General features: G+C 67.3%; 20 protein-coding genes. 9 read left to right on the top strand and 11 right to left on the bottom strand.

Annotated features, from left to right (window positions below; translation table 11 throughout):
* Positions 1 to 185: 185 nt before the first annotated feature.
* Positions 186 to 2702 (top strand): DUF4082 domain-containing protein, encoded by a 2517-nt coding sequence (locus ACVTJA_RS12460; RefSeq protein WP_465836586.1) that lies wholly within the window; start codon positions 186 to 188, stop codon positions 2700 to 2702.
* Between the two features lie 220 nt (positions 2703 to 2922).
* Entirely contained in the window at positions 2923 to 5112 is a 2190-nt protein-coding gene (locus tag ACVTJA_RS12455) for a hypothetical protein (protein WP_465836585.1), read from the top strand.
* Between the two features lie 115 nt (positions 5113 to 5227).
* On the opposite strand, the gene ACVTJA_RS12450 is transcribed toward ACVTJA_RS12455, so the two are convergent.
* The 4 genes from ACVTJA_RS12450 to ACVTJA_RS12435 all read right to left on the bottom strand — a co-directional run bounded on the left by ACVTJA_RS12450 (position 5228) and on the right by ACVTJA_RS12435 (position 7102).
* Complete coding sequence (locus ACVTJA_RS12450) at positions 5228 to 5656, bottom strand: DUF1801 domain-containing protein (RefSeq protein ID WP_465836584.1); 429 nt, start codon at positions 5654 to 5656, stop codon at positions 5228 to 5230.
* A 103-nt stretch (positions 5657 to 5759) separates the two neighbouring features.
* Entirely contained in the window at positions 5760 to 6182 is a 423-nt protein-coding gene (locus tag ACVTJA_RS12445) for a DoxX family protein (protein ID WP_465836583.1), read from the bottom strand.
* A gap of 16 nt (positions 6183 to 6198) precedes the next feature.
* Entirely contained in the window at positions 6199 to 6759 is a 561-nt protein-coding gene (locus ACVTJA_RS12440) for an SRPBCC family protein (protein WP_465836582.1), read from the bottom strand.
* 1 nt (position 6760) lies between these two features.
* The gene (locus ACVTJA_RS12435; RefSeq protein ID WP_465840368.1) at positions 6761 to 7102 is read right to left on the bottom strand and encodes an ArsR/SmtB family transcription factor; all 342 of its coding nucleotides are present in this window, start codon (positions 7100 to 7102) and stop codon (positions 6761 to 6763) included.
* 146 nt (positions 7103 to 7248) lie between these two features.
* On the opposite strand from ACVTJA_RS12435, the gene ACVTJA_RS12430 reads away from it, so the two are divergent.
* From ACVTJA_RS12430 to ACVTJA_RS12420, 3 genes are all read left to right on the top strand, one after another.
* A complete protein-coding gene (locus ACVTJA_RS12430) occupies positions 7249 to 9702 on the top strand; it encodes an ATP-binding cassette domain-containing protein (protein ID WP_465836581.1) in 2454 nt (817 codons plus the stop codon).
* Between the two features lie 200 nt (positions 9703 to 9902).
* Positions 9903 to 10124: an addiction module protein gene (locus tag ACVTJA_RS12425; RefSeq protein WP_465836580.1), complete on the top strand. Its 222-nt coding sequence runs from the start codon at positions 9903 to 9905 to the stop codon at positions 10122 to 10124.
* Positions 10121 to 10417 (top strand): type II toxin-antitoxin system RelE/ParE family toxin, encoded by a 297-nt coding sequence (locus ACVTJA_RS12420; RefSeq protein WP_465836579.1) that lies wholly within the window; start codon positions 10121 to 10123, stop codon positions 10415 to 10417. The genes ACVTJA_RS12425 and ACVTJA_RS12420 overlap by 4 nt, the downstream gene beginning before the upstream one ends.
* A 46-nt stretch (positions 10418 to 10463) precedes the next feature.
* Here ACVTJA_RS12420 and ACVTJA_RS12415 read toward each other — a convergent pair whose 3' ends face one another.
* Complete coding sequence (locus tag ACVTJA_RS12415) at positions 10464 to 11225, bottom strand: GlxA family transcriptional regulator (RefSeq protein ID WP_465836578.1); 762 nt, start codon at positions 11223 to 11225, stop codon at positions 10464 to 10466.
* Here ACVTJA_RS12415 and ACVTJA_RS12410 point away from each other — a divergent pair.
* Positions 11212 to 11412, top strand: coding sequence for a PaaI family thioesterase (locus ACVTJA_RS12410; RefSeq protein ID WP_465836577.1), 201 nt, complete (start codon positions 11212 to 11214; stop codon positions 11410 to 11412). The two genes, ACVTJA_RS12415 and ACVTJA_RS12410, sit on opposite strands and share 14 nt — an antisense overlap.
* A 45-nt stretch (positions 11413 to 11457) precedes the next feature.
* On the opposite strand, the gene ACVTJA_RS12405 is transcribed toward ACVTJA_RS12410, so the two are convergent.
* Positions 11458 to 13563, bottom strand: a complete 2106-nt coding sequence (locus ACVTJA_RS12405) for a M3 family metallopeptidase (RefSeq protein WP_465836576.1) — start codon at positions 13561 to 13563, stop codon at positions 11458 to 11460.
* A gap of 64 nt (positions 13564 to 13627) precedes the next feature.
* On the opposite strand from ACVTJA_RS12405, the gene ACVTJA_RS12400 reads away from it, so the two are divergent.
* On the top strand, positions 13628 to 14116 hold the full coding sequence (locus tag ACVTJA_RS12400) for an Lrp/AsnC family transcriptional regulator (protein ID WP_465836575.1): 489 nt from the start codon (positions 13628 to 13630) through the stop codon (positions 14114 to 14116).
* A gap of 89 nt (positions 14117 to 14205) precedes the next feature.
* Here ACVTJA_RS12400 and ACVTJA_RS12395 read toward each other — a convergent pair whose 3' ends face one another.
* Positions 14206 to 14433, bottom strand: coding sequence for a hypothetical protein (locus ACVTJA_RS12395; RefSeq protein ID WP_465836574.1), 228 nt, complete (start codon positions 14431 to 14433; stop codon positions 14206 to 14208).
* 158 nt (positions 14434 to 14591) lie between these two features.
* Between ACVTJA_RS12395 and ACVTJA_RS12390 the strand changes: the two genes are divergently transcribed.
* A complete protein-coding gene (locus tag ACVTJA_RS12390) occupies positions 14592 to 15002 on the top strand; it encodes a hypothetical protein (RefSeq protein WP_465836573.1) in 411 nt (136 codons plus the stop codon).
* A 512-nt stretch (positions 15003 to 15514) separates the two neighbouring features.
* Here ACVTJA_RS12390 and ACVTJA_RS12385 read toward each other — a convergent pair.
* Complete coding sequence (locus ACVTJA_RS12385; protein WP_465836572.1) at positions 15515 to 15871, bottom strand: GatB/YqeY domain-containing protein; 357 nt, start codon at positions 15869 to 15871, stop codon at positions 15515 to 15517.
* Positions 15872 to 16551: 680 nt separating this feature from the next.
* Between ACVTJA_RS12385 and ACVTJA_RS12380 the strand changes: the two genes are divergently transcribed.
* Complete coding sequence (locus ACVTJA_RS12380) at positions 16552 to 17784, top strand: endonuclease/exonuclease/phosphatase family protein (RefSeq protein WP_465836571.1); 1233 nt, start codon at positions 16552 to 16554, stop codon at positions 17782 to 17784.
* Positions 17785 to 17831: 47 nt separating this feature from the next.
* On the opposite strand, the gene ACVTJA_RS12375 is transcribed toward ACVTJA_RS12380, so the two are convergent.
* From ACVTJA_RS12375 to ACVTJA_RS12365, 3 genes are all read right to left on the bottom strand, one after another.
* Positions 17832 to 17900: a hypothetical protein gene (locus tag ACVTJA_RS12375; RefSeq protein WP_465840367.1), complete on the bottom strand. Its 69-nt coding sequence runs from the start codon at positions 17898 to 17900 to the stop codon at positions 17832 to 17834.
* Between the two features lie 203 nt (positions 17901 to 18103).
* Positions 18104 to 18967, bottom strand: coding sequence for a DUF1963 domain-containing protein (locus tag ACVTJA_RS12370; protein ID WP_465836570.1), 864 nt, complete (start codon positions 18965 to 18967; stop codon positions 18104 to 18106).
* Between the two features lie 65 nt (positions 18968 to 19032).
* Positions 19033 to 19542, bottom strand: coding sequence for a LysR family transcriptional regulator (locus ACVTJA_RS12365; protein WP_465836569.1), 510 nt, complete (start codon positions 19540 to 19542; stop codon positions 19033 to 19035).
* Between the last annotated feature and the right edge of the window lie 48 nt (positions 19543 to 19590).

The raw sequence follows: 19590 nt of genomic DNA, 5'->3' as shown, positions 1-19590 counted from the left end.
TCGCACTAGGAGTGTCATGTCGTCGATACAACCTGTTTCCGTGAATGGGAGCAGTCGCGATGATTCGAAATCTCATCTGGGTAGTCGTGTGTCTCGCGGCCTTCGAAGCACGTGCAGCCGGTGAAGCCCTCTCGAGTGTTCGGTCTGGCAGTTGGTCGGATTCAGGGACCTGGAACGCAGGGCGCGTGCCCGGCACGGGCGACACCGTCACGATTTCCACCGGCCATGCCGTGGTGTTTCAGGTCGATTCGCCCACCTTCGCGGGCGTGACGATTGAAACCGGCGCGGCATTGACCTTCGACCCCGGCGTCTCCGCGGCGCTCCGTTCGACGGGCAGCGTCATCGTCCGGGGGACCCTGTCGATGAAACCCTCTTCGCTCTCCGTCGTTCACCGCATTGCGTTCGTGAACGTGAACGAAGCCGCCTTCGTCGGAGGAGGAATGGAGGTGGTGCCTACGGACGTCGGCTTGTGGGTGAGGGACGGTCAGCTCGACCTCCAGGGCACGCCCAAGACCGCCTGGACGCGACTCGCCGGAGGGATTGGCGCCGCGACGAGCTCCATCACCCTGGAAGCGCAGCCCGTGGGCTGGAGCGCGGGAGATGAAATCAGCATCGTCCCCACCGAAGCACCCTCGGTGGGAGACATGAGCTGGAGCGGCTTCGACCTCGGCACGGTCGTGAATGTCACGCAAGCCACCGTCCAGCTGAGTCGCGCGACGAGCCGTGCACATCCCATGGTGAACAACCAATGGAAGGCCGAGGTCCTGAACCTGACGCGGAACGTCCGGATTGAAGGCACCGGCGATGGGAGCGCGAACCCGAACACGAACCATCGGGCGCACATCTGGATTCGCTCCGACAAGCCGCAGACCCTGAACTATGTCGCCATCCGATACATGGGGCCGCGGCGTGTGAGCGATAACGCGACGGAGTCCATCCTTGGCCGTTACGCACTCCACTTCCATCACTCGATGGAAGGCACCCGAGGTTCCGTCGTGCGCGGGACGGTGGTCCGGGATGCCGGAGCGCATGCTTTCGCCTCGCACATGAGCCACGGCACCTTGATTCAGGACTCCATCAGCTTCAACACCTTCGATGAGGCCTACTGGTGGGACCCGGGGGACGAGAGCCACGACATCGTCTACGACCGTTGTGTGGCGGCGCTCGTGCGCGTCGACCCCGAATATCGCGGCTACAACCTGACGGGCTTCATGGTGAATCAGGGCCTGCGCAACGTCATCCGCGACTCGGTGGCGGTGGGCGTTCAGGGCAACATCGACTCCTCGGGATTCAGCTGGCCCGAGGGAGATGGAATCAACGGCGACGGAGTCTGGAACTTCTCCAGGGGAAACATCGCGCACAACAACAAGGTCGACGGCATCTTCGCCTGGCAGAACGACCACCAGCCTCATGTGGTCGCCAACTACGTCGGCTACCACAATGGAGAGGCGGGTATCGACCACGGCGCCTACTCCAACGCCTATCACTATGAGAGCTCCACGCTCTACGGCAACGGCGAGGCCGCGCTGCACATGAAGGCCGTGTCGCCCGGGGTGGACGAGTTCGGCCATCTGCGCCTCCGCTTCGACAACTTCATCTTCGACGGAGGCGGACAGTCACCGGACCTGATTCTCTCGGACGACCACAACGCGGACGGCACCGGCGACTCCACCATCATCCGCAACTCGACCTTCCGAAACGCCACGAATGCCCTGCACTTCGGCCCGGGAGAGCGGGGCACCTGGCTGGACCTCGAGCTCTGCACCATCAACACGACGAACGACGTCGCATTCGATGCGAGCGCCCTCCCTGACAATCGTGTCCGCAAGCAGAGCGACAACCTCCAGGCCTTCAACATCACCCCGGCGGGACGGACCTCGATTCCGCTCTTCGTCCAGCCTTACCTGGACGAGTCGATTCCGCAGGTGTCGATTGCCTCCCCCTCCGGCGGAGCGACGGTGACGGGCACCGTCCCTGTGAGTGTGTACACCTACGACCTGGGTGGCATGAAGGCGGTCGAGCTGTACGTCGACAACAGCTTCGTCGCGAGCAGCACGACGGCCCCCTTCACGCTGTCGTGGAGCTCAGCCTCCGTTCCGAATGGTCGGCATGACCTCCAGTTGATTGGCATCGATGCCGCCGGCCTCACGAACACCTCGGCGCGAACGACTGTGTTCGTGTCCAACTCCGGTGCGCCACCGGCGACTCCCGGCAAGAGCCTGTGGCCCGCGTCGGCACAGGCGGGCGCGTACAGCGCTCGCGACACGCAGCCCATCGAGGTGGGGGTCAAGTTCAAGTCCGACGTGGCAGGCGCGGTGACCGCGATTCGCTTCTATCGGAACGCCATCAGCTCGGGCGGCTACACGGTGCATCTGTGGTCGTCGACGGGAGTGTTGCTGGGCTCCGGACGGGGGACGGATGGGCCGGACACGCCGGGCTGGACGGAAATCAAACTCTCGACGCCGGTGTCGGTCGCCGCGAACACGGTGTATGTCGCGTCGTACTTCTCGCGCACGGGGCAGGTGTCCGGCGACGAGGACTGCTTCGCGAGCTCCGGCGTGGACAGCAGCCCTCTGCACGCGCCGTCCAGCTCCACGGCCGGCGGCAACGGCGTCTTCACCTATTGCAGCAACGGCTGCTTCCCGTCACAGGTCGACCACGCCACCAACTATTGGGTGACGCCCGTGTTCGTGCAGCCCTGAAGCAGGACTGGCGCCGCCAGGCGCTCGGCTGGGATTGCACGCCTGCGCGGACGTCGTTTGCCCCTGCCGTCCACCCTCCCTGCTGAACTCCAGCGAAGCTGGAAAGAGAGCGCCTCCCGGATTCCAAGCAACCCTTTTTGAGTCATGGCGACAATGTGCGTGAAGGTCAGCACCTTCCCACAAGGAAGGCCCATCTCCTACCATGCACAGGAGTCCCCCCATGGGCTGGAATCCCATCAAGCGGTTGAAGCACGTGGCAGCGCCCGTCGTCCGCACCACCCGGCACGTCGTGAAGGAGACCCAGGACAAGGGCAAACAGCTCCAGGCCGCCGCGGGGCGGGCCAAGGACCGCTTCGACGCGAAGGCAGACAAGGCCATCAGCCACCTTCCCAAGCCGTTGCGCACCGCCGCCAACTTCCAGCGCGGCGTCGTGGAAGGGTTTGGCCAGGGAGCCATCAGCACCGTCAAGGGCGTGGTGGACCTCGGCAGGATGGGCTTCAACAACTCCAAGAACCTGGTGACCAGCACGGTGAAGCTGGCCAAGGACCCGAGCCTCCAGAACGCGGCCGAGGTCTCGAAGAACTTCACCAAGGTGACCAACCCCGTCGCGGGAATCGCCATCACCGCGGCGGATGGCTTCGCGAAGAACCCCCGGAAGTACATCGACGGAGCGAAGAATGCCCTGGCCAAGGAGGCCAATGACCACGCGCGGGACGTCAACAAGGCCGTGCGAGACACCCGGGCCTTCGCCCGCGACCCGAGCGCGGGCTCGGCGTTCCGCGCCCTGAAGAACATCAAGCAGGTGGCGCTCCCCTCCTTCGCGGAGAAGTGGAAGGCGCGGGATTGGGGACGCCTCACGGGACGCGTGGGGTTCGAGGCGGTGACCTCGGTGGGCACGGGTGGCTCCACCACCGCCATCAAGGGAGCCTCCGTGTTCTCCAAGACCACTCGGCTCGCGGAGCACCTGCCCCTGCCCCGGCGACCCCGCGGAGCACCCACGGAAGTCCCGCGCGACGCGGCGCCCTCCCCGTCGACGCGGGTGCCTCGGACGGAGGACCCTCCCCGCACCATTCGTGTCATGACGCCCGAGGGCTCCCTCCGGCGGATTCCCAACCCGGACATCCAGCGCAACCTCAACAGCGAGGGGCTCCCGGGCTTCCGCATGCAACGCCAGCGCTCGCCCGCTCCGAAGCGGCAGCAGCCCGAGCAGGCTCCAGAGGTCCAGCCAACCCAAGCCCCGGCGCAGGCTCCCGCCACGAGGCCCGACCTCCAGGTCTCTCCACGGCAGGCTCCGGCCACGAGGCCAGACATCCAGGTCTCCCCGCGGCAGGCTCCCGCCACGAGGCCCGACCTTCAGGTCTCTCCACGGCAGGCTCCGGCCACCCGGCCAGACATCCACATCCCCTCGCAGGCTCCGGCCACGGCGCGACTGCCCGCCGCTCGGAATCCCCAGGCGGCGGAAGCCGTCGTGGAGGCGTACAAGGACAAGTACAGCCACGGCTATCAAATCTTCGGAAAGCCCTCCGTCGATGACTCGCCCGCGGTCCGCGAGGGAATCGCAGACTACCTGCAGGCCCACGTGGGTCCCCAGCGCCTGACGGCGAGGGAGCTGGCCGACATGGACGATGTGCTCCGCAACGGCGACCTCTCGCACCAGCAGTTCCTGCAGGACTACGAGCGCTCCATTCGCGCGGCGCCGCATCCGACGCTCGAGCCGCGCGGCAAGCCCAGCGTGGTCTCGAAAGGCAATGCCAGCCATGTCGAGCGCCTGGAGGACGCCTCAGGCCAGCAATACTATTTCAAGCCCTTCTTCAAGCCGAAGAATGGCGTGGCCCCGAGGCAGGAGGTGGCCGCCAGCGAGCTCAACAAGCTCTTCGGATTGGAGGCCGTCCCCAACGCACGGATTGCTCGCGTCGGGGATGAGGTCGGCGCCGTCATCGACGCGGTTCCCCCGGGGTTCCAGCCGTCGCACCTGCGCCAGGGGCCGGACATCCTCACCGACCCGCGCTTCGCCCGGAGCCTGAGCGAGCAGCGCTCGTTCGACTACCTCTTCGGCGTCGCGGACCGCCACCTCCAGGACCTCTTCGTGAAGGAGCCCACGCCGGGACAGCCGGGGAAGCTCATGGGCATCGACCACACCGAGGATCCGCTCCTGCTCGCGCTTCCGTTCCGCGCGACGTCGCGCCCGACGCAGGGCGGCCTGCCCGAGGCCTACAGCAAGAACTTCATCGAGCACTTCCGCGAGGTGACGCCGAACCAGCTTCGGCAGCAGCTCTCGCCGCACCTCAGCCCCCGCGAGGTCGAGGGCATCGTCCTGCGCTACCACATCATCGCGCGGGACATCGCCGAGAAGCACGGGCTCGACGCGCTCAAGCCGGGCTCGCCCATTCCGCCCTCGGCCCTGGAGTGAGCCGGCTGCCACGGGGGCCGTAGCTGGCCCCCGTCAGCCCGCAACCTGGCTCCACGCTCCGGCCCTGCACCTCACATCCTCGATGCGAGGAGGCATGGCCGGACCCGCGATGAAGCTATCCGGCCCGCTTGCTGCTCGCTCGCCGGGGCTTTGGCTTGCTCTTGCCCTCGAGATTGAGCACCACCGCGGCGCGGATGAGATTCTTGAAGGCCACCGCATCGAGCTTGTCGCCTTCGTGGATGTCGATGGCGCGCCTGACATTCCCCTCGAGGCTGGAGTTGAAGAGGCCTGCAGGGTCCTTCAACGCAGCACCCTTGATGAAGGTCAGTTTGACGACGCTCTTGTACGTCTCGCCCGTGCAGACGATGCCGTCGTGAGACCAGACGGGAGTCCCCATCCACTTCAACTCTTCGACGATTTCAGGGTCTGCCTCGTGGATGAGCTTGCGCACCTTCGCGAGCGTCACCCCGCGCCAGTCCCCAAGTCCCTTGATCTTCTCGTCGATGAATGCAGACGCGGATTCAACCGGGACGGCCTTCTTCATGTACGGCTCCAACTTTCGCGCCAGCCTCGAGCTGCGCTCAGCGTGAGCGCAGTGGGTGGCCTGGGTGAACAACACTACGACTTCAACAGCCGGCGGTGCGCGGTCAGGCGCTCGCCGGTGTGGCCTGCAGGCGGCGCCAGAAGAAATACGAGAGCCCCCAGAGCACGCCGGTGACCACCGCCCAGCCCCACGCCTCCGGACCATCTCCCACCGCGACGTGGGCGATGAATGCCGAGACGAGGGTGATGGCGAAGCCGGCATAGGCCCACTCCTTGAGCCGCGCCGGCACCGGCGCAAGCATCAGCGCGATGCCGAGGAACTTGGCCCACGAGAGCTCCACCCGGAAGTAGTCGGGGAAGCCGAGGTGGGTGAACGCCGCCGCCACCTGCGGCAGGCGCAGTTGCGCGTAGGCGGTGAAGCCCATCTGCAGGCAGAAGAGCGCGGTGACGCTCCAATAGGCGATGGTCGTGGCTTTGGGGCTGGTCTTGGCGGCGACGAAGGCCGGCTTCTGCAGGGTCGATTCCATGGTGTTCCTTCTTCCTTCAACGCTTCGGGGTGTTGGACGCCATACCGGGGGCCGCGACGCCGAACTGCTTTGCGTACTCGGCGGTCAATCGCGTCCAGCCGTCGAACTTCATCGCCTCGCCGCCAGCGATGCGGCCAATCGCCTCGCCCGCGAGGAACCGCTCGAGGACGTCGAAGCAGATGTGCCAGCCCGCGGCGCCCCACGAGATGAAGCCGCGATTGATGTTGTGCCAGAGCGTGAGGCGCGTGCCGCTCTCGCGCGGCTCCAGCTCCCACCGGATGTCACCGCCCCCCCAGCTGTACTCGAGCAGCTTCGGCTCCTCGGCCCGCTTCACGGTGGTCTCGGAGACCTGCGGCGTCGGCGTCCCCACCGTCGAGAGCTTCGCCGGCCCCACGGCGGCCAGACTCCGATTGGCGTCGAACGGCGCCCATTCCGACAGCTGCGCGGGGTCGGTCAGCGCCTGCCACACCAGCGCCGGGGGATGACGGAGATCTCGAACGAGGACGAGCGTCCACTGCTCGCCGGCCTTCTGGACCTCGGCTCCGGCCGCGGGGCCGGGCACATACCTCTCACGCATCTCACGATTCCTCATCGGTTCTTTCCTTTCCTTGTGTCTGCGCCATGCGGTCGAGATGGCGTTCGAGTGCATCGACATGGGCCGACCAGAAGCGCCGGAAGGGAGCGAGCCAGGCGTCGACCTCCATGAGCGGCTCGGGCCGAATCCGATAGACGCGCCGCTGGGCTTCGACGCGTGACTCCACGAAGCCTGCCTCGCGCAGCACCCGGAGGTGCTTGGACACCGAGGTTTGAGGCATCCGCAGCTGGCGCTCGATTTCGCCGACGGACTGCTCCGACGACGCCAGCAGGCTGAGGATGGCCCGGCGGTTCGGCTCCGCGATGATCGCGAACGATGATTCCATGTCCAGGTATATACGCATTCAGTCATATGCTCGTCAAGTCACATATTGTTCTTCCTGCCCTTCCGAGCGCGACGTACCCTGACTTCCTGGTCTCCCCTCCCACCCAACCCGTTCAATAGCCCCCTCTGCCGTTGGTGCCCCACGCCATGACCGAGCCCAAGCCCTCCTCCCGCCAGCATCCCGCTGACAGCCACGACCTGATTCGCGTCCGGGGTGCCCGGGAGAACAACCTGAAGGACGTGAGCGTCGACATCCCCAAGCGGCGGCTGACGGTGTTCACCGGCGTCTCGGGCTCGGGCAAGTCGTCGCTGGTGTTCGGCACCATCGCCGCGGAGTCGCAGCGGATGATCAACGAGACCTACAGCGCGTTCGTGCAGGGCTTCATGCCGACGCTGGCCCGGCCCGAGGTCGACGTCCTGGACGGGCTGACGACCGCAATCATCGTCGACCAGGAGCGGATGGGCGCCAACTCCCGCTCGACGGTCGGCACGGTGACCGACGCCAACGCGATGCTGCGGGTGCTGTTCAGCCGCCTCGGCAAGCCGCACATCGGCTCGTCCAACGCCTTCTCCTTCAACGTCCCGTCGGTCCGCGGGGTCGGGCAGATTTCGACCGAGAAGGGCGAAGGCAAGACCGAGAAGCGCACCTTCACCGTCAACGGCGGCATGTGCCCGCGGTGCGAGGGCATGGGCTCGGTGAGCGACATCGACCTGTCCCAGCTGTACGACGACAGCAAGTCGCTCAACGAGGGTGCGCTCACCATCCCCGGCTACACGGCCGACGGCTGGCAGGTGCGCATCTTCGCGGCCTCGGGCTTCCTCGACCCGGACAAGCCGATTCGTGACTACACCAAGAAGGAGCGCCACGACTTCCTCCACAAGGAACCGACCAAGGTGAAGTTCCAGAACATGAACCTCACCTACGAGGGCCTCATCCCACGCATCCAGAAGTCGTTCCTGTCCAAGGACGTGGACGCGATGCAGCCGCACATCCGGGCGTTCGTGGAGCGCGCGGTCACCTTCACCACCTGCCCCGACTGCAACGGCACCCGGCTCAGCGAGGCCGCCCGGTCCTCGAAGATCAAGGGCATCAACATCGCCGACGCCTGCGCGATGCAGATCAGCGACCTGGCGAAGTGGGTGCGCGGTCTGGACGAGCCGTCCGTCGCACCGTTGCTGGCGACACTGCGGCAGACGCTCGATTCGTTCGTGGAGATTGGTCTGGGCTACCTCAGTCTCGACCGGCCGTCCGGCACGCTGTCGGGCGGAGAGGCGCAGCGCACCAAGATGATTCGCCACCTCGGGTCCTCGCTCACCGACGTGACCTACGTCTTCGACGAGCCGACAGTCGGTCTGCACCCCCATGACATCCAGCGGATGAACGACCTGCTGCTGCGGCTGCGCGACAAGGGCAACACCGTCCTCGTGGTCGAGCACAAGCCGGAGGTGGCCGCGATCGCCGACCACGTCGTCGACCTCGGCCCCGGCGCCGGCACTGCCGGCGGCAAGGTGGTCTTCGAGGGCACCGTCGACGGGCTTCGGGCCAGCGGCACGCTCACCGGGCGTCACCTGAATGACCGGGCCCCCCTGAAGCCGTCGGTGCGGAAGCCGTCGGGTGTGATGAAGGTGCGCGGCGCCCGCGCTCACAACCTGAAGGACGTCAACGTCGACATCCCGCTCGGTGTGCTGGTGGTGGTGACTGGCGTGGCCGGGTCGGGCAAGAGCTCACTGATTCACGGCTCGGTGAGTGGCCGGGACGGGGTGGTGTCGGTCGACCAGACCCCGATTCGTGGCTCGCGGCGGAGCAACCCGGCGACGTACACCGACCTGCTGGAGCCCATCCGCAAGGCGTTCGCGAAGGCCAATGGCGTGAAGCCCGCCCTGTTCAGCGCCAACTCCGAGGGCGCCTGTCCGACCTGCAACGGCGCCGGGGTCATCTACACCGACCTGGCGATGATGGCCGGCGTCGCCACGGTCTGCGAGGAGTGCGAGGGCCGGCGGTTCCAGGCATCGGTGCTGGGCTACCGGTTCGGCGGGCTCAACATCGCCGAGGTGCTCGACCTGTCGGTCGAAGACGCGGTCGGCTTCTTCGGCGCTGGCAAGGCGCGCACGCCGGCCGCGCACGAAATCCTGCAGCGCATGGCCGACGTGGGGCTCGGCTACCTGCGGCTCGGCCAACCGCTCACCACGCTGTCGGGCGGTGAGCGGCAGCGGCTCAAGCTCGCGACGCACATGGACACTGACGGCGGCGTCTACGTGCTCGACGAGCCGACCACCGGACTGCACCTGGCTGACGTCGAGCAGATGCTCGGGCTGCTGGACCGGCTGGTCGACTCCGGCAAGTCGGTCATCGTCATCGAGCACCACCAGGCGGTCATGGCTCACGCCGACTGGCTCATCGACCTCGGCCCGGGCGCGGGACATGACGGCGGGCGAATCGTGTTCGAGGGCACCCCGGCCGACCTGGTCGCGGCGCGGTCAACACTGACCGGCGAGCACCTCGCGGCGTACGTCGGCGGACCGGCCGTTGGCTCGAACGATGGGCGCGCAAAGCCGGGGCGGAGCGGCAAGTCACGGGGGCGTGCGGTTTCTCCTCCGTAGTCGTGCCGGTCAGCTCGGCCCCCTACTCTCCTACATGTCCATGGCCGCCCGTGGGATGTCCACCCACCCGCCCCATTGTCGCGGAGAAAGGGGGGCGCGAGCCGTCGTCGCGCACTCCAAGTCACGCGAGGAGCAAGCTCCGTGGTGACTCAGCGCTGCCTGGCGGCGCGTGGCACTTCGGGGATGGCTATATTGCCGGCATGGCGAGCGTGACCGTCTCCGAGCTGTTGCACCTGAGCGTGGCTGAGCGCATCCAGCTGGTCGAGGACCTGTGGGACAGCGTGGCAGCCCACCCCGAGCAGGTGGAGACCTCGCCAGAGCAGCGCGCCGAGCTCGAAAGGCGGCTGGCCGAACTGGACGCGAGCCCAGAGGGGGGCGAGTCCTGGGACGAGGTCAAGGCACGCATTCTTGAGTCGCTGTGATTCCCACGCTGCGGATTCGCAAACCCGCGCAGGCCGACGTGGCACAAGCGGCTCGTTGGTACGAGGCGAGAGACAAGGGCCTGGGCGCGGAGTTCCTTCGAGCTGTTGAAGCGTGCCTCTCGAGCATCCAGCGCAGCCCGGAAAGTCATCCTCACGTTCACCCTCGAGTCAGACGTGCACTGCTACGCCGCTTCCCGTACGCGGTCTTCTACGTGTGGGGTGAGCAACGTATCGATGTGATTGCCTGCTTGCACGTGCGCCGCCGGCCGAGCGCTTGGAAGTCGAGAACCTGAACCGGGCAACCTCAGTCGCACCACGACGCTCCCGGTCGCGTGACAGTCAGTCCGCGGCGCCCGTGGACTCCCTGCGATAGGCGGTCGGCGTCTTTCTGTGGTGCTGCTTGAAGAGCGCGGTGAACGTGGATGCATCCTCGTATCCCACGCGGTGCGCAATCTGTGAGACGGCTTCGTCGCTGGAGCGCAGCAGCGCTCGCGCCCGCGCCAGGCGAACTTCAGTGAGGTACGCCACCAGGGTGTGCCCGGTCGCTTCGAGGAAGCGTCGACGCAGGTTGCGAGGGCTCATGTGCACCATTCGGGCGATTTCCGTCGCGGAGATGGGCTGGCCGTAACGTGATTCGAGCCACTCCTGCACCTCCAGAACCTGGGCGTCCCGGTGGTCACGGAGGGGAATGGTGTGCAGGAGGGGCAACGCTTCGGAACCGGGCTCGTAGATGAGTGAGTACTGGTACGTGCGCTCGGCGATGGCGGCGGTCAGCGCGCGGCCGACCACGTGGCAGAGCGCCACCGCGGACGCGCCCATGTCGCGTGCGGTCACGATTCGCCCCGTGACCGCGAGGCGCAGGTCGCTCGTCCAGTCGACACGCGGATACTGGTGCCGGCACCGGTCCAGGCTGGCCCAGTGGGTTGTAGCCGTGTGGCCGTCGAGCAGGCCTGTCTCCGCGAGCAGCCAGCTCCCCGTGGTCATCGCGAGCACCGAACATCCCCTGGCATGTTGCCGGGTCATCCAGTCCGCCAATCCCGGCGGATGCCCTTCGGGCTCCAGGAAGGGAATCGCCCTCGACGGAAGGATGAGCACGTCCACGTCCGTGCGCTCCCAGCTCGCTATCCAGGCCAACATCACGTACCTGACCGCCGCGAACGACGGTCCCCTGGAGGCTCGAGCCCGCGAAATATCTCGCGGGCGGAAGCTGGCCACGTACGAAGTGCGCGTGCTCGACTCCGAGGAGCGACAGGTCGCGGCCTTCCAGGCCACCGCGTATCTGCGGTGACGTGTCGAGCTTGTTCGGGCGTCATGCCCCATCAACCCGGGCGTGTCAGCGGATGCCGCGCTCGCGCAGCAGGGCGTCGCTGGTCGCGTCCCGGCCGCGGAACGCGCGGTAGCCCTCGAACGGGTCCACGGTGTTGCCCACGGAGAACACGTGCTGCCGTAGCCGCGCCGCCAGCTTGGGGTCGTGCAGCCGCCGCGCCTGTCTGAAGGACTCGAACGCGTCGGCGGCCAGCACGTCCGCCCAGAGGTACGTGTAGTAGCCGGCGGCGTACGCGTCGCTCTCGAAGACATGGGGGAAGTGCGGCATCCGGAAGCGCATGCCGACCTCCGCCGGGGCCCCGAGCTGCTGGAGCGTGTCGCGCTCGAACGCGTCCGGGTCCAGGGGCTGTTCCTTCGCCAGGTGCAGCTTCATCTCCACCAGCGCGGAGGTGAGGTAGTCCACCAGGTAGAAGCCCTGGTTGAACGTCGCGGCCTTCTGGATTTTCGCCAGCAGGGCCGGCGGCATCGGCTTGCCCGTCTTGTGGTGCACCGCGAAGCGCCCCAGCACCTCGGGCGTCGCCACCCAGCGCTCCAGCAGCTTGCCCGGAAACTCCGCGTAGTCGCGCACCACGCGGCCGCCGCTCAGCGAGGGATGGGACACGTTGGAGCTCAGCACGTGCAACGCGTGGCCGAACTCGTGGAAGAGCGTCTGCGCGTCGCGCCAGCCGACCAGGGCGACCTCGCCGGGCCCTGGCCTCACGAAGGGCATGTTGTTCGACACGATGGGGGTGACTTCTCCCCGGAACCGCTCCTGGACGCGGTACGGGTCCGTCTGGCCGCCGTTGTACTTGCCCTGGCGCGCATAGGGGTCGAAGTACAAGAGCCCCACGTGACGCCCGCTGGCGCGGTCCTTCACCTCGAAGACGCGCACGTCGGGGTGGTAGACGGGTACGCCGACCGCAGGGGCGAAGGTGTAGCCGAACAGCTCGCCGGCCACCCAGAACATGCCCTCCCTCAGCTTCTCGAGCTGGAGGTAGGGCTTCACCTCGGTGTCGTCGAAGTCGTACTTCGCCTTGCGCACCTTCTCCGCGAAGTAGCGGTAGTCCCACGGGGCGAGGTCCTCCGTCAGTCCGGAGCGCCGGGCCAGCGCCCGCATCGCGGTGACGTCCGCGCGCACCTGGGCGACGGACGGGGCCCAGGTGTCCATCAGCAGCTTCAGGGCGCGCTCGGGCGTGGCCACCATGGTCCCCTCGAGCTGCCGGTGCGCGTACGTGGGGAAGCCCAGCAGCCGGGCCTGCTCGGCGCGCAGGGTGAGGATTTCGCTGATGATGGCGTTGTTGTCGTGCGCGTCGCCGTGGTCACCCCGGCTGTCGTAGTTGCGCCACACCTTCTCCCGCAGCGCCCTGTTGTCCAGGTACGTGAGGAAGTCCGCCACGGCCGAGCGGGTATTGGACACCACCCATCGGCCCTTCAGGCCGCGTGCCTCGGCTTCGGTTGCCCCTGCCTTGCGCAGGGCCTCCGGCAGTCCCGCGAGGTCCGTCTCGGTGTCGATGATTACCGCGTCCGTCTCGTCGGCGAGCACGTTCTGACGGAAGGATGTGTAGAGGACGGCGAGTCGCTGGTTGAGCTCGGCGACGCGCTTGCGGCCCGGGGCGTCGAGCTTTGCGCCGGAGCGGACGAAGTCCCGGTAGTAATACTGGACGAGGCGCCGCTGCTCGGGCGTCAGCCGCGCCATCTCGGGCGAGTCATGGATGGCCTGGACGCGTTGGAAGAGGGCGAGGTCCTGGGACTGCTCGTCCCAGAAGGCCGCCAGTCTTGGCGCCATGGCGCGCTCGACCTGCTGGAAGTCGGGCGTGTTCATCACCTTGGACCAGGCGCTGTAGACCTCGTAGACGCGGTTGAACGTCCGGCCCGCGTCCTCCAATGCGGCGATGGTGTTCTCGAAGGTGGGGGCCTCCTTCGTGCGGAGGATGGCGGCGAGCTCGCGCCGGTTCTCCTCCATCGCGACCTCGAACGCCGGCTCGAACTGCTCGACCTTCACCCGGTCGAAGGGCGGCACTCCGCCATGACGGCCCGTCCAGGGCTCCAGCAACGGGTTGGCGGGAGTGGCCGGGGCGGCGGATGCCAGGCCCGCCAGGAGGAAGACGAACACACCGATTCTGTTTCTGGGCATGAAGACAGAATATGAGTGCGGATTGCCGTCCCTCCATCGAATGGAATTCGTCCGGGAGACCTCGATGCCCCAGCTCGACCGAATCGATCGCGCGATTCTGACCGCCCTCCAGAACAATGCTCGGCTGTCCAACAAGGAACTGGCCGCGCAGGTGGGGCTCGCCCCCTCGTCGTGCCTCACGCGGGTGCGGAAGCTGGAGGCGGACGGCGTCATCAAGGCGTATCAGGCGGACCTGGACGCCAACGCGCTGGGGCTCGGCCTGCAGGCGCTCATCGCCGTCCAGCTCCGCCTCCACGTCGGCGAGGCCTTCGGCAACATCGGAGACCACCTGCGCTCGCTGCCGGAGACGGTGGCCGTCTACTGCCTCGGCGGCACCACGGACTTCCTCGTCCACGTGGTGTGCCGGGACACCGAGCACCTGCGGCGGCTGACCATCCTGTCCTTCACGAGCCGGCCGGAGGTGAGCCGCATCGAGACGTCGCTGGTGTTCTCATACACGCGCCTGGGGCTGCCGGTGGACCACGCGCATGGCGTCGGCATTCCGCCGCGCTGACGTCTCCCGCCGCGCGGCCCCGGCTGGCGGACGGAGCCCGAGCCTCCCGCGCTCGGCGGCGAGGGAGGCCCGGTGCATCAGGTACCGCGTCAGGCTTCCGGCGGTTGGCAGTACTGGGGGAAGAGGTTGCACGGGTAGCAGGTGCCGCTCCTGCAGACCTCGTTGACACCACATTGGCCGTTCGGGTCACAGCGCCGGAGCTCCTGCTCCTGCGACCCTGGCGCGGCCTCCTGCGCGGGCTCCTCGAGGGTTCCACCGCATCCGGCCAGCGCCAGCACCGCCATCAGCCCCATGCCTCGAATCCACAGCGCACTCATGGATGACTCCTGGGTTTGAGGGAACTCCAATGATAAAGCCGGGGGCTCGAACGCGTCCCGCGAACTCGCTATGGTGCGCACCCATGCGGTGCGACACCTGTTCTCGTCCTGAGCCGTCGACGTACGTCGAGCTTCACCACAACGTGGGCATGCTTTTCATGCGCCGCTCCTACACGACGTCCGGGGAGCTGTGCCGGAGCTGCCTGAATTCTGCCTTCTGGCACCACACCTTGCGCAACCTCACGTTGGGGTGGTGGGGCACCATTTCATTCTTCATGACGTGGTACTACCTGCTCTCCAACATCGTCACCTACGTCCAGGCCCGCATCGAGATTGGGAAGGTTCGCCAACGGCATGCCCCCCGGCCGGTGGCGACTGGCAAAGACGCCTGGAGCGTCCTGCAGCCCTTCGAGCACAACGTGCGGATGCAGCTGCGGATGGGTGATGCCGCTGACGAGATTGCCCGGCACATGGCTCGTCTCCACGGCGTGGAGGTCTCGGCCGCGCTGCGCTTCGTGGAGCAGATTCGGCAGTCCGACGAGGCGGCCCCCGGAAACGTAGGCACCTGAGCCAGAAGCCCCCTGGCGGGCGTGGTCACCAGGCTTCTGCTGCCCCACCGGTCTCGAAGGTGAACGCGAAGACCTGATTCGAGGAGGCTTGCACCTGGAGGTCACTCCAATGCTCCGTGCTCGCCGCGAGCTCTGGCGTCAGGACGGCTCGCTCGCCATGTGGCCGCCCCTCTTCTCCGCTCCAGGATGCAAAGACCTGGAGCGGTCCCTGGCGCCGTGCCTCGCATAGATATTTCGAAAGTGCGGCCGCGGAGCTCCGGTACGGCGCTGCCTCTTCCGGAGGGGCGGAGTCGTCGCGGTACCCGAACCCGCAGCCGCACCCTTCATGCGAGCCGAGCGCATAGACATGCGGAAAATCGAAGTGTGCGCGCACGGCGTCGCCAGCATCCACCTCCTGCACGTTGAAGGCAGGGGCGGACTCATTCCATTCGATGGTCGGAAGCGGCTTGGGGCTGGCGGCGTATACGACGAGACACATCGAAATAGCCTACCAGAACTGGGAGGCCACACGCTCAAAGCGCCAGGAGCACATCCAACTGTGCCCTCAATGCGTTGGCCTCCGCGTGCCTGCCGAGCTCGGCGTAGAGAGCCGTCGCATCCCGCCGTTCCTGGATTTCTCTTTGGATGATGGCATTCACCGCATCCGGCGACAGGACCCGCCGTGGCACTTCACCACTCCCAAGTCCACCCGCACTTCCGGCGAATACGCCACCGACTGGAGCAGGAGCCACGCTCATGTCGGGAGCCTCGGCATTGTCGATGGCAGCCAGCGCTTCACGAAGCACCGCCGAAGCAGGCGCGTTTCGGGTGCGCAGTGCCTCTTTCAGTGCCGCACGCAGAATCGCCTTCCAGTCGTCGACGGTCCTCATGCACCTACGGTAGATGCTCTCTCCGGAGCACACAAGGAGAGCGGCCTCCAGGACGGCTGGGGCGAACAGACGCAAGGCAAGTCTCGTGACCGCTCGTGCAATTCCTGTTATGTGCTCTTCATGTATAGGAAGGTCATTCTCCGGATTCTGTCTTCAGCTCTCGGATTTGTTGCAGGCCTTGTGACTTGCGCTGTACTGACGCCGGTGTTCTGGCGGCTCGAAGGGCCTCTGGGTGTGGAACTGGCGGGCCATTCGGGGCCAGCAGATTGGCTGTTGCTGACCTTTGGAGTGCTCTTCGCGGGTCTTGGGTTCCTCATCTCGAAGGCAGCAGCGACTGCCTCGCTGCGCCGTTGACGGACGCGGGTGGCACCCGCCCGCTCCGAAAATCCCCCGAAAATCTTTTCTGGGATGAGCGCCGGCTCGAGCGCTCCCCGGGATGAAGCTCCCATCTCGGAGGCAGCGCCCGGCCGCCCTCCTCGCTCGGGGTCCGTCCCGGACCCACGCCGCCCGTGCCACGCACGCGCCACCGCGAGGGGGACGTGTGTTGTCGCATGTCTTCAATCCATGGCGACATGCGAGTGATTGGGTCGCTTCCAGAAATGAGTCCAACGCGCGAAACAAAAAACAACCGCGCCCCGATGATTCCCTCAAAGACTGCTCAACCCTCCATCGAGGCCCCCATGTCGTTCTCCCCCGTGTCGTCGCGTCCCTACAACTCCTATGTCTCGGGCTCCTCGGCGTCGCAGCCCGTGTCGCGGCCTTCCCCTTCCTCCACGGCGCGGCCGGGTGCCTCGACGCGCTCCCCGGACGTGGACACCTTCACCCCGAGCCCCTCGCCCGGACCGACTCCCAGCCGCCCGGAGCTGTCGCCGTCGCCCACCGTGCGTGAGGGATACTCCGAGCCGGTGTCCGCCGGGGAGCTCCCCGACCCGGGGAACGGCACCGGAGTGCTCACGCTCAACCTGGCCAACGGCCAGAAGCACGGCGGCTACCGCACCTCCGAGGGCCGGGAGCGCCAGGCCGCGCTCATCCGCGAGACAGGCGCCACCATCGCCGCGCTCCAGGAGGTGGACACGAACGTCGACCGCAGCGGCAATGCCAACACCTCGCTGGACGTCGTGCGGCGGGTGAATCCGTCCTTCGACGTGTTCACGAACGGCACGTCGGTGCCGACCGTGTCCATGAGCGCGGATGCGCCCGAGACGGCCATCCGCAAGGGCTCGGACGGCACCACGCTGTACCAGACGCCGCAGGGCGCGCTGGTGACGGGCGAGTCGTTCTCCGGCGATGACCGTGGAGGCCTGGGTGACACGGGCGCGGACGCCACCTACGGCAACGCCCTCTACGTGGGCGCGCCCAACAAGGTCGTGGACGCGTACACGGTGGCGCTGCCGCCCACGCCCGGCGGTGACGGGCCTCCGGTGTCCTCGCCCGAGGAGCTCGCCGCGCTGGCGGACGGGAAGCTCACGGACGCCGAGCGCGACTCGCTCGGGCAGCGCAACGAGGCCATCCGCAAGGGCAGCCCCAACGAGCCCCGGTCCGCGCTCGTGACGCGCGTCGTGGGGCCGGACGGCCGAGAGCGCAGCATCATCACCACGCACCTGGCGAAGAACGGGGACAAGGAGCTGCGCGCGAAGCAGCTCCAGTACCTGGCGCAGGTGGCCCAGGCCGAGAGCAAGGGGCCGCCGGCCCGAGAGGTGATGGTGCTGGGTGACTTCAACTCCTCCACGCAGGAGGTGGGCGCGGCGCTCGAGGGCGCCGGGCTCCACCGCGTCGTGGGCGGCAAGAGGGAGACCGAGGCGAACTTCGACCAGATATGGGTCTCCGGCGGCACCGACACCGACACGAGCGCGCAGGTGAAGGCGGGCGGGGCCTCGGACCACAAGTACGCCGGGTACACCGTCATCCGCTGACCGCGCGGGCCTCCTACGGGCACCGCGCTCCCACGCGGTGCCCGGGACTACCGCCGCGCCACGCGGCGTGCTCGCGGAGCCAGCACCCCGAGCGCCATCAGGCCGAGGAAGGCCAGCGGCGCACCGTCCGTCTGCGTGCAGCCACAACCGCTCGACTCCTACTGAGGCAGCACCGTCGGCGGACGGGGCACCGGCCCCTGCGAGCCGGCGTCCGGCATGCCGTTGCCCGGCTGCGACGGGGCGGCGCGGTGAGGCGGTTGCCGCCTGCGAGGAGGCCATGGATGGAAGAGGCGGCCCCGGGCCGCAATCCCCGGGCACGTCAGGAGGACTGGAAGACCATCCACGAGCGCTCGAACCGTCGCGCAAGCAGGTCTTCGTCCCGAATCAGCAGGTAGACGCTCCCCTCCTCCCGCCACGGCAGACCGCGCCCCTCTTCTTCGACCACGATCTGCCAGAGCAGGTTCCAGCCCGCGAGGACATGCCTCAGGCGGTCCAGCTCCTCTTCGAAGTCTTCGCCACCGGAGCGAGTCCCCTGGGGGTTGAGTCCCTCGAGTACCTGATGGGCTTCCCCTCTGGCATCGTAATCCCTCCAATGCGCATGTCCGCGCACTTGATGGACGTTCCTGGCGCAGCACATCTCATCGGACAATGCATTGAAGTCCTCGGCATGGTCTTTCGCCCACTCTCCGCTCTCGTCTGGCTCGAAGATGTCCCGAGTGAGGTGCATGAGTGAGCAGGCCAGATGCGGAACCAGTCGATGCGGGTGACGCTCCCGCTCCGGCTCTTCTGGGTCAGAGGCTGGCTGGAAGACAGCTTCGGATGGCGGCAGAAGCGGAACGGCCTCCTGCCGGGTCGGGACCCACAGCACCTCCCAGAGCATGCGGTCCGTGGGGTCGACTCCCTCGGGCGGTGATTCGTCGCAGAACAGCGACAGGATTCCCTCTCGAGGGAGCTCTGGCAGCGCATCCCCCAGCTCCCTCGCAATCTCCGCGAAGTCGAGCTGCCCCACGAACGCCATCGGTCCCACCGGCGTGCGAGGCCATTGCGCTCCTCGAGGAGCGAAGGGGATGCCACCCAGGCGGCAACCGGGCGCGTCAGGCGGGGCCTGGGTGGGGGTGAAGTGGACGCAGGGAGCGACCACTTCCTCGCCGAGCGTGCGATTCCATTCGAGCACCTTGCGCATCACGGACGTCGTTCGCCGCTTCGAGGCCGTCGTGGACGCGGACGCGCGACTGGAGACAGCGGGCTTCATTGATGTTTCTCGACTTCGCGCGGATGACGCGGCAGCCCGTGACGCGCGACATACTCGGGCGATGCGCAGGTGATGATGCGCGCACGCATGAGCAGTCGAGCCTTCAGCGCCGACGGCTCCGGGAGGCCAAACCGGACGGCGACGTCGAAGCCCTCCCCGACCAGGTCTCCCATCCGGTCGCGCACCGCGAGCTCCACGAAGAGGTCGGGGTGCTGCTCGAGGAACGGCCGAAGGCGAGGCATCAGCACGAACTGCGCGATGCCCTCGTCGACATTCACTCGAAGGCGACCGCGAACCTGGGCCGATGAGCCCCCCGCCGCAATCGTCGCGTCCTCGATGGCCGCCAGGTGGGGCGCGACGGCCTCGTAGAAGCGACGGCCCTCATCGGTCAGCGAGATGGAGCGCGCGGTGCGATGGAACATGCGCACCCCGACCCGGCTCTCCAGGCGAGCGACAGCCCGGCTGACCGCGGATTGCGTCAGGCCGAGCGCCTCCCCCGCGCGCACGAAGCTCCCGGCCTCGACGACCGCGCTCAGCAGGCCGAGCTCACTCAG

The sequence above is a fragment of the Pyxidicoccus sp. M6 genome (assembly GCF_055568925.1).
The sequence above is the reverse complement of the archived record's forward strand: the minus strand, read 5'-3'. Positions and strand labels throughout refer to the sequence as shown.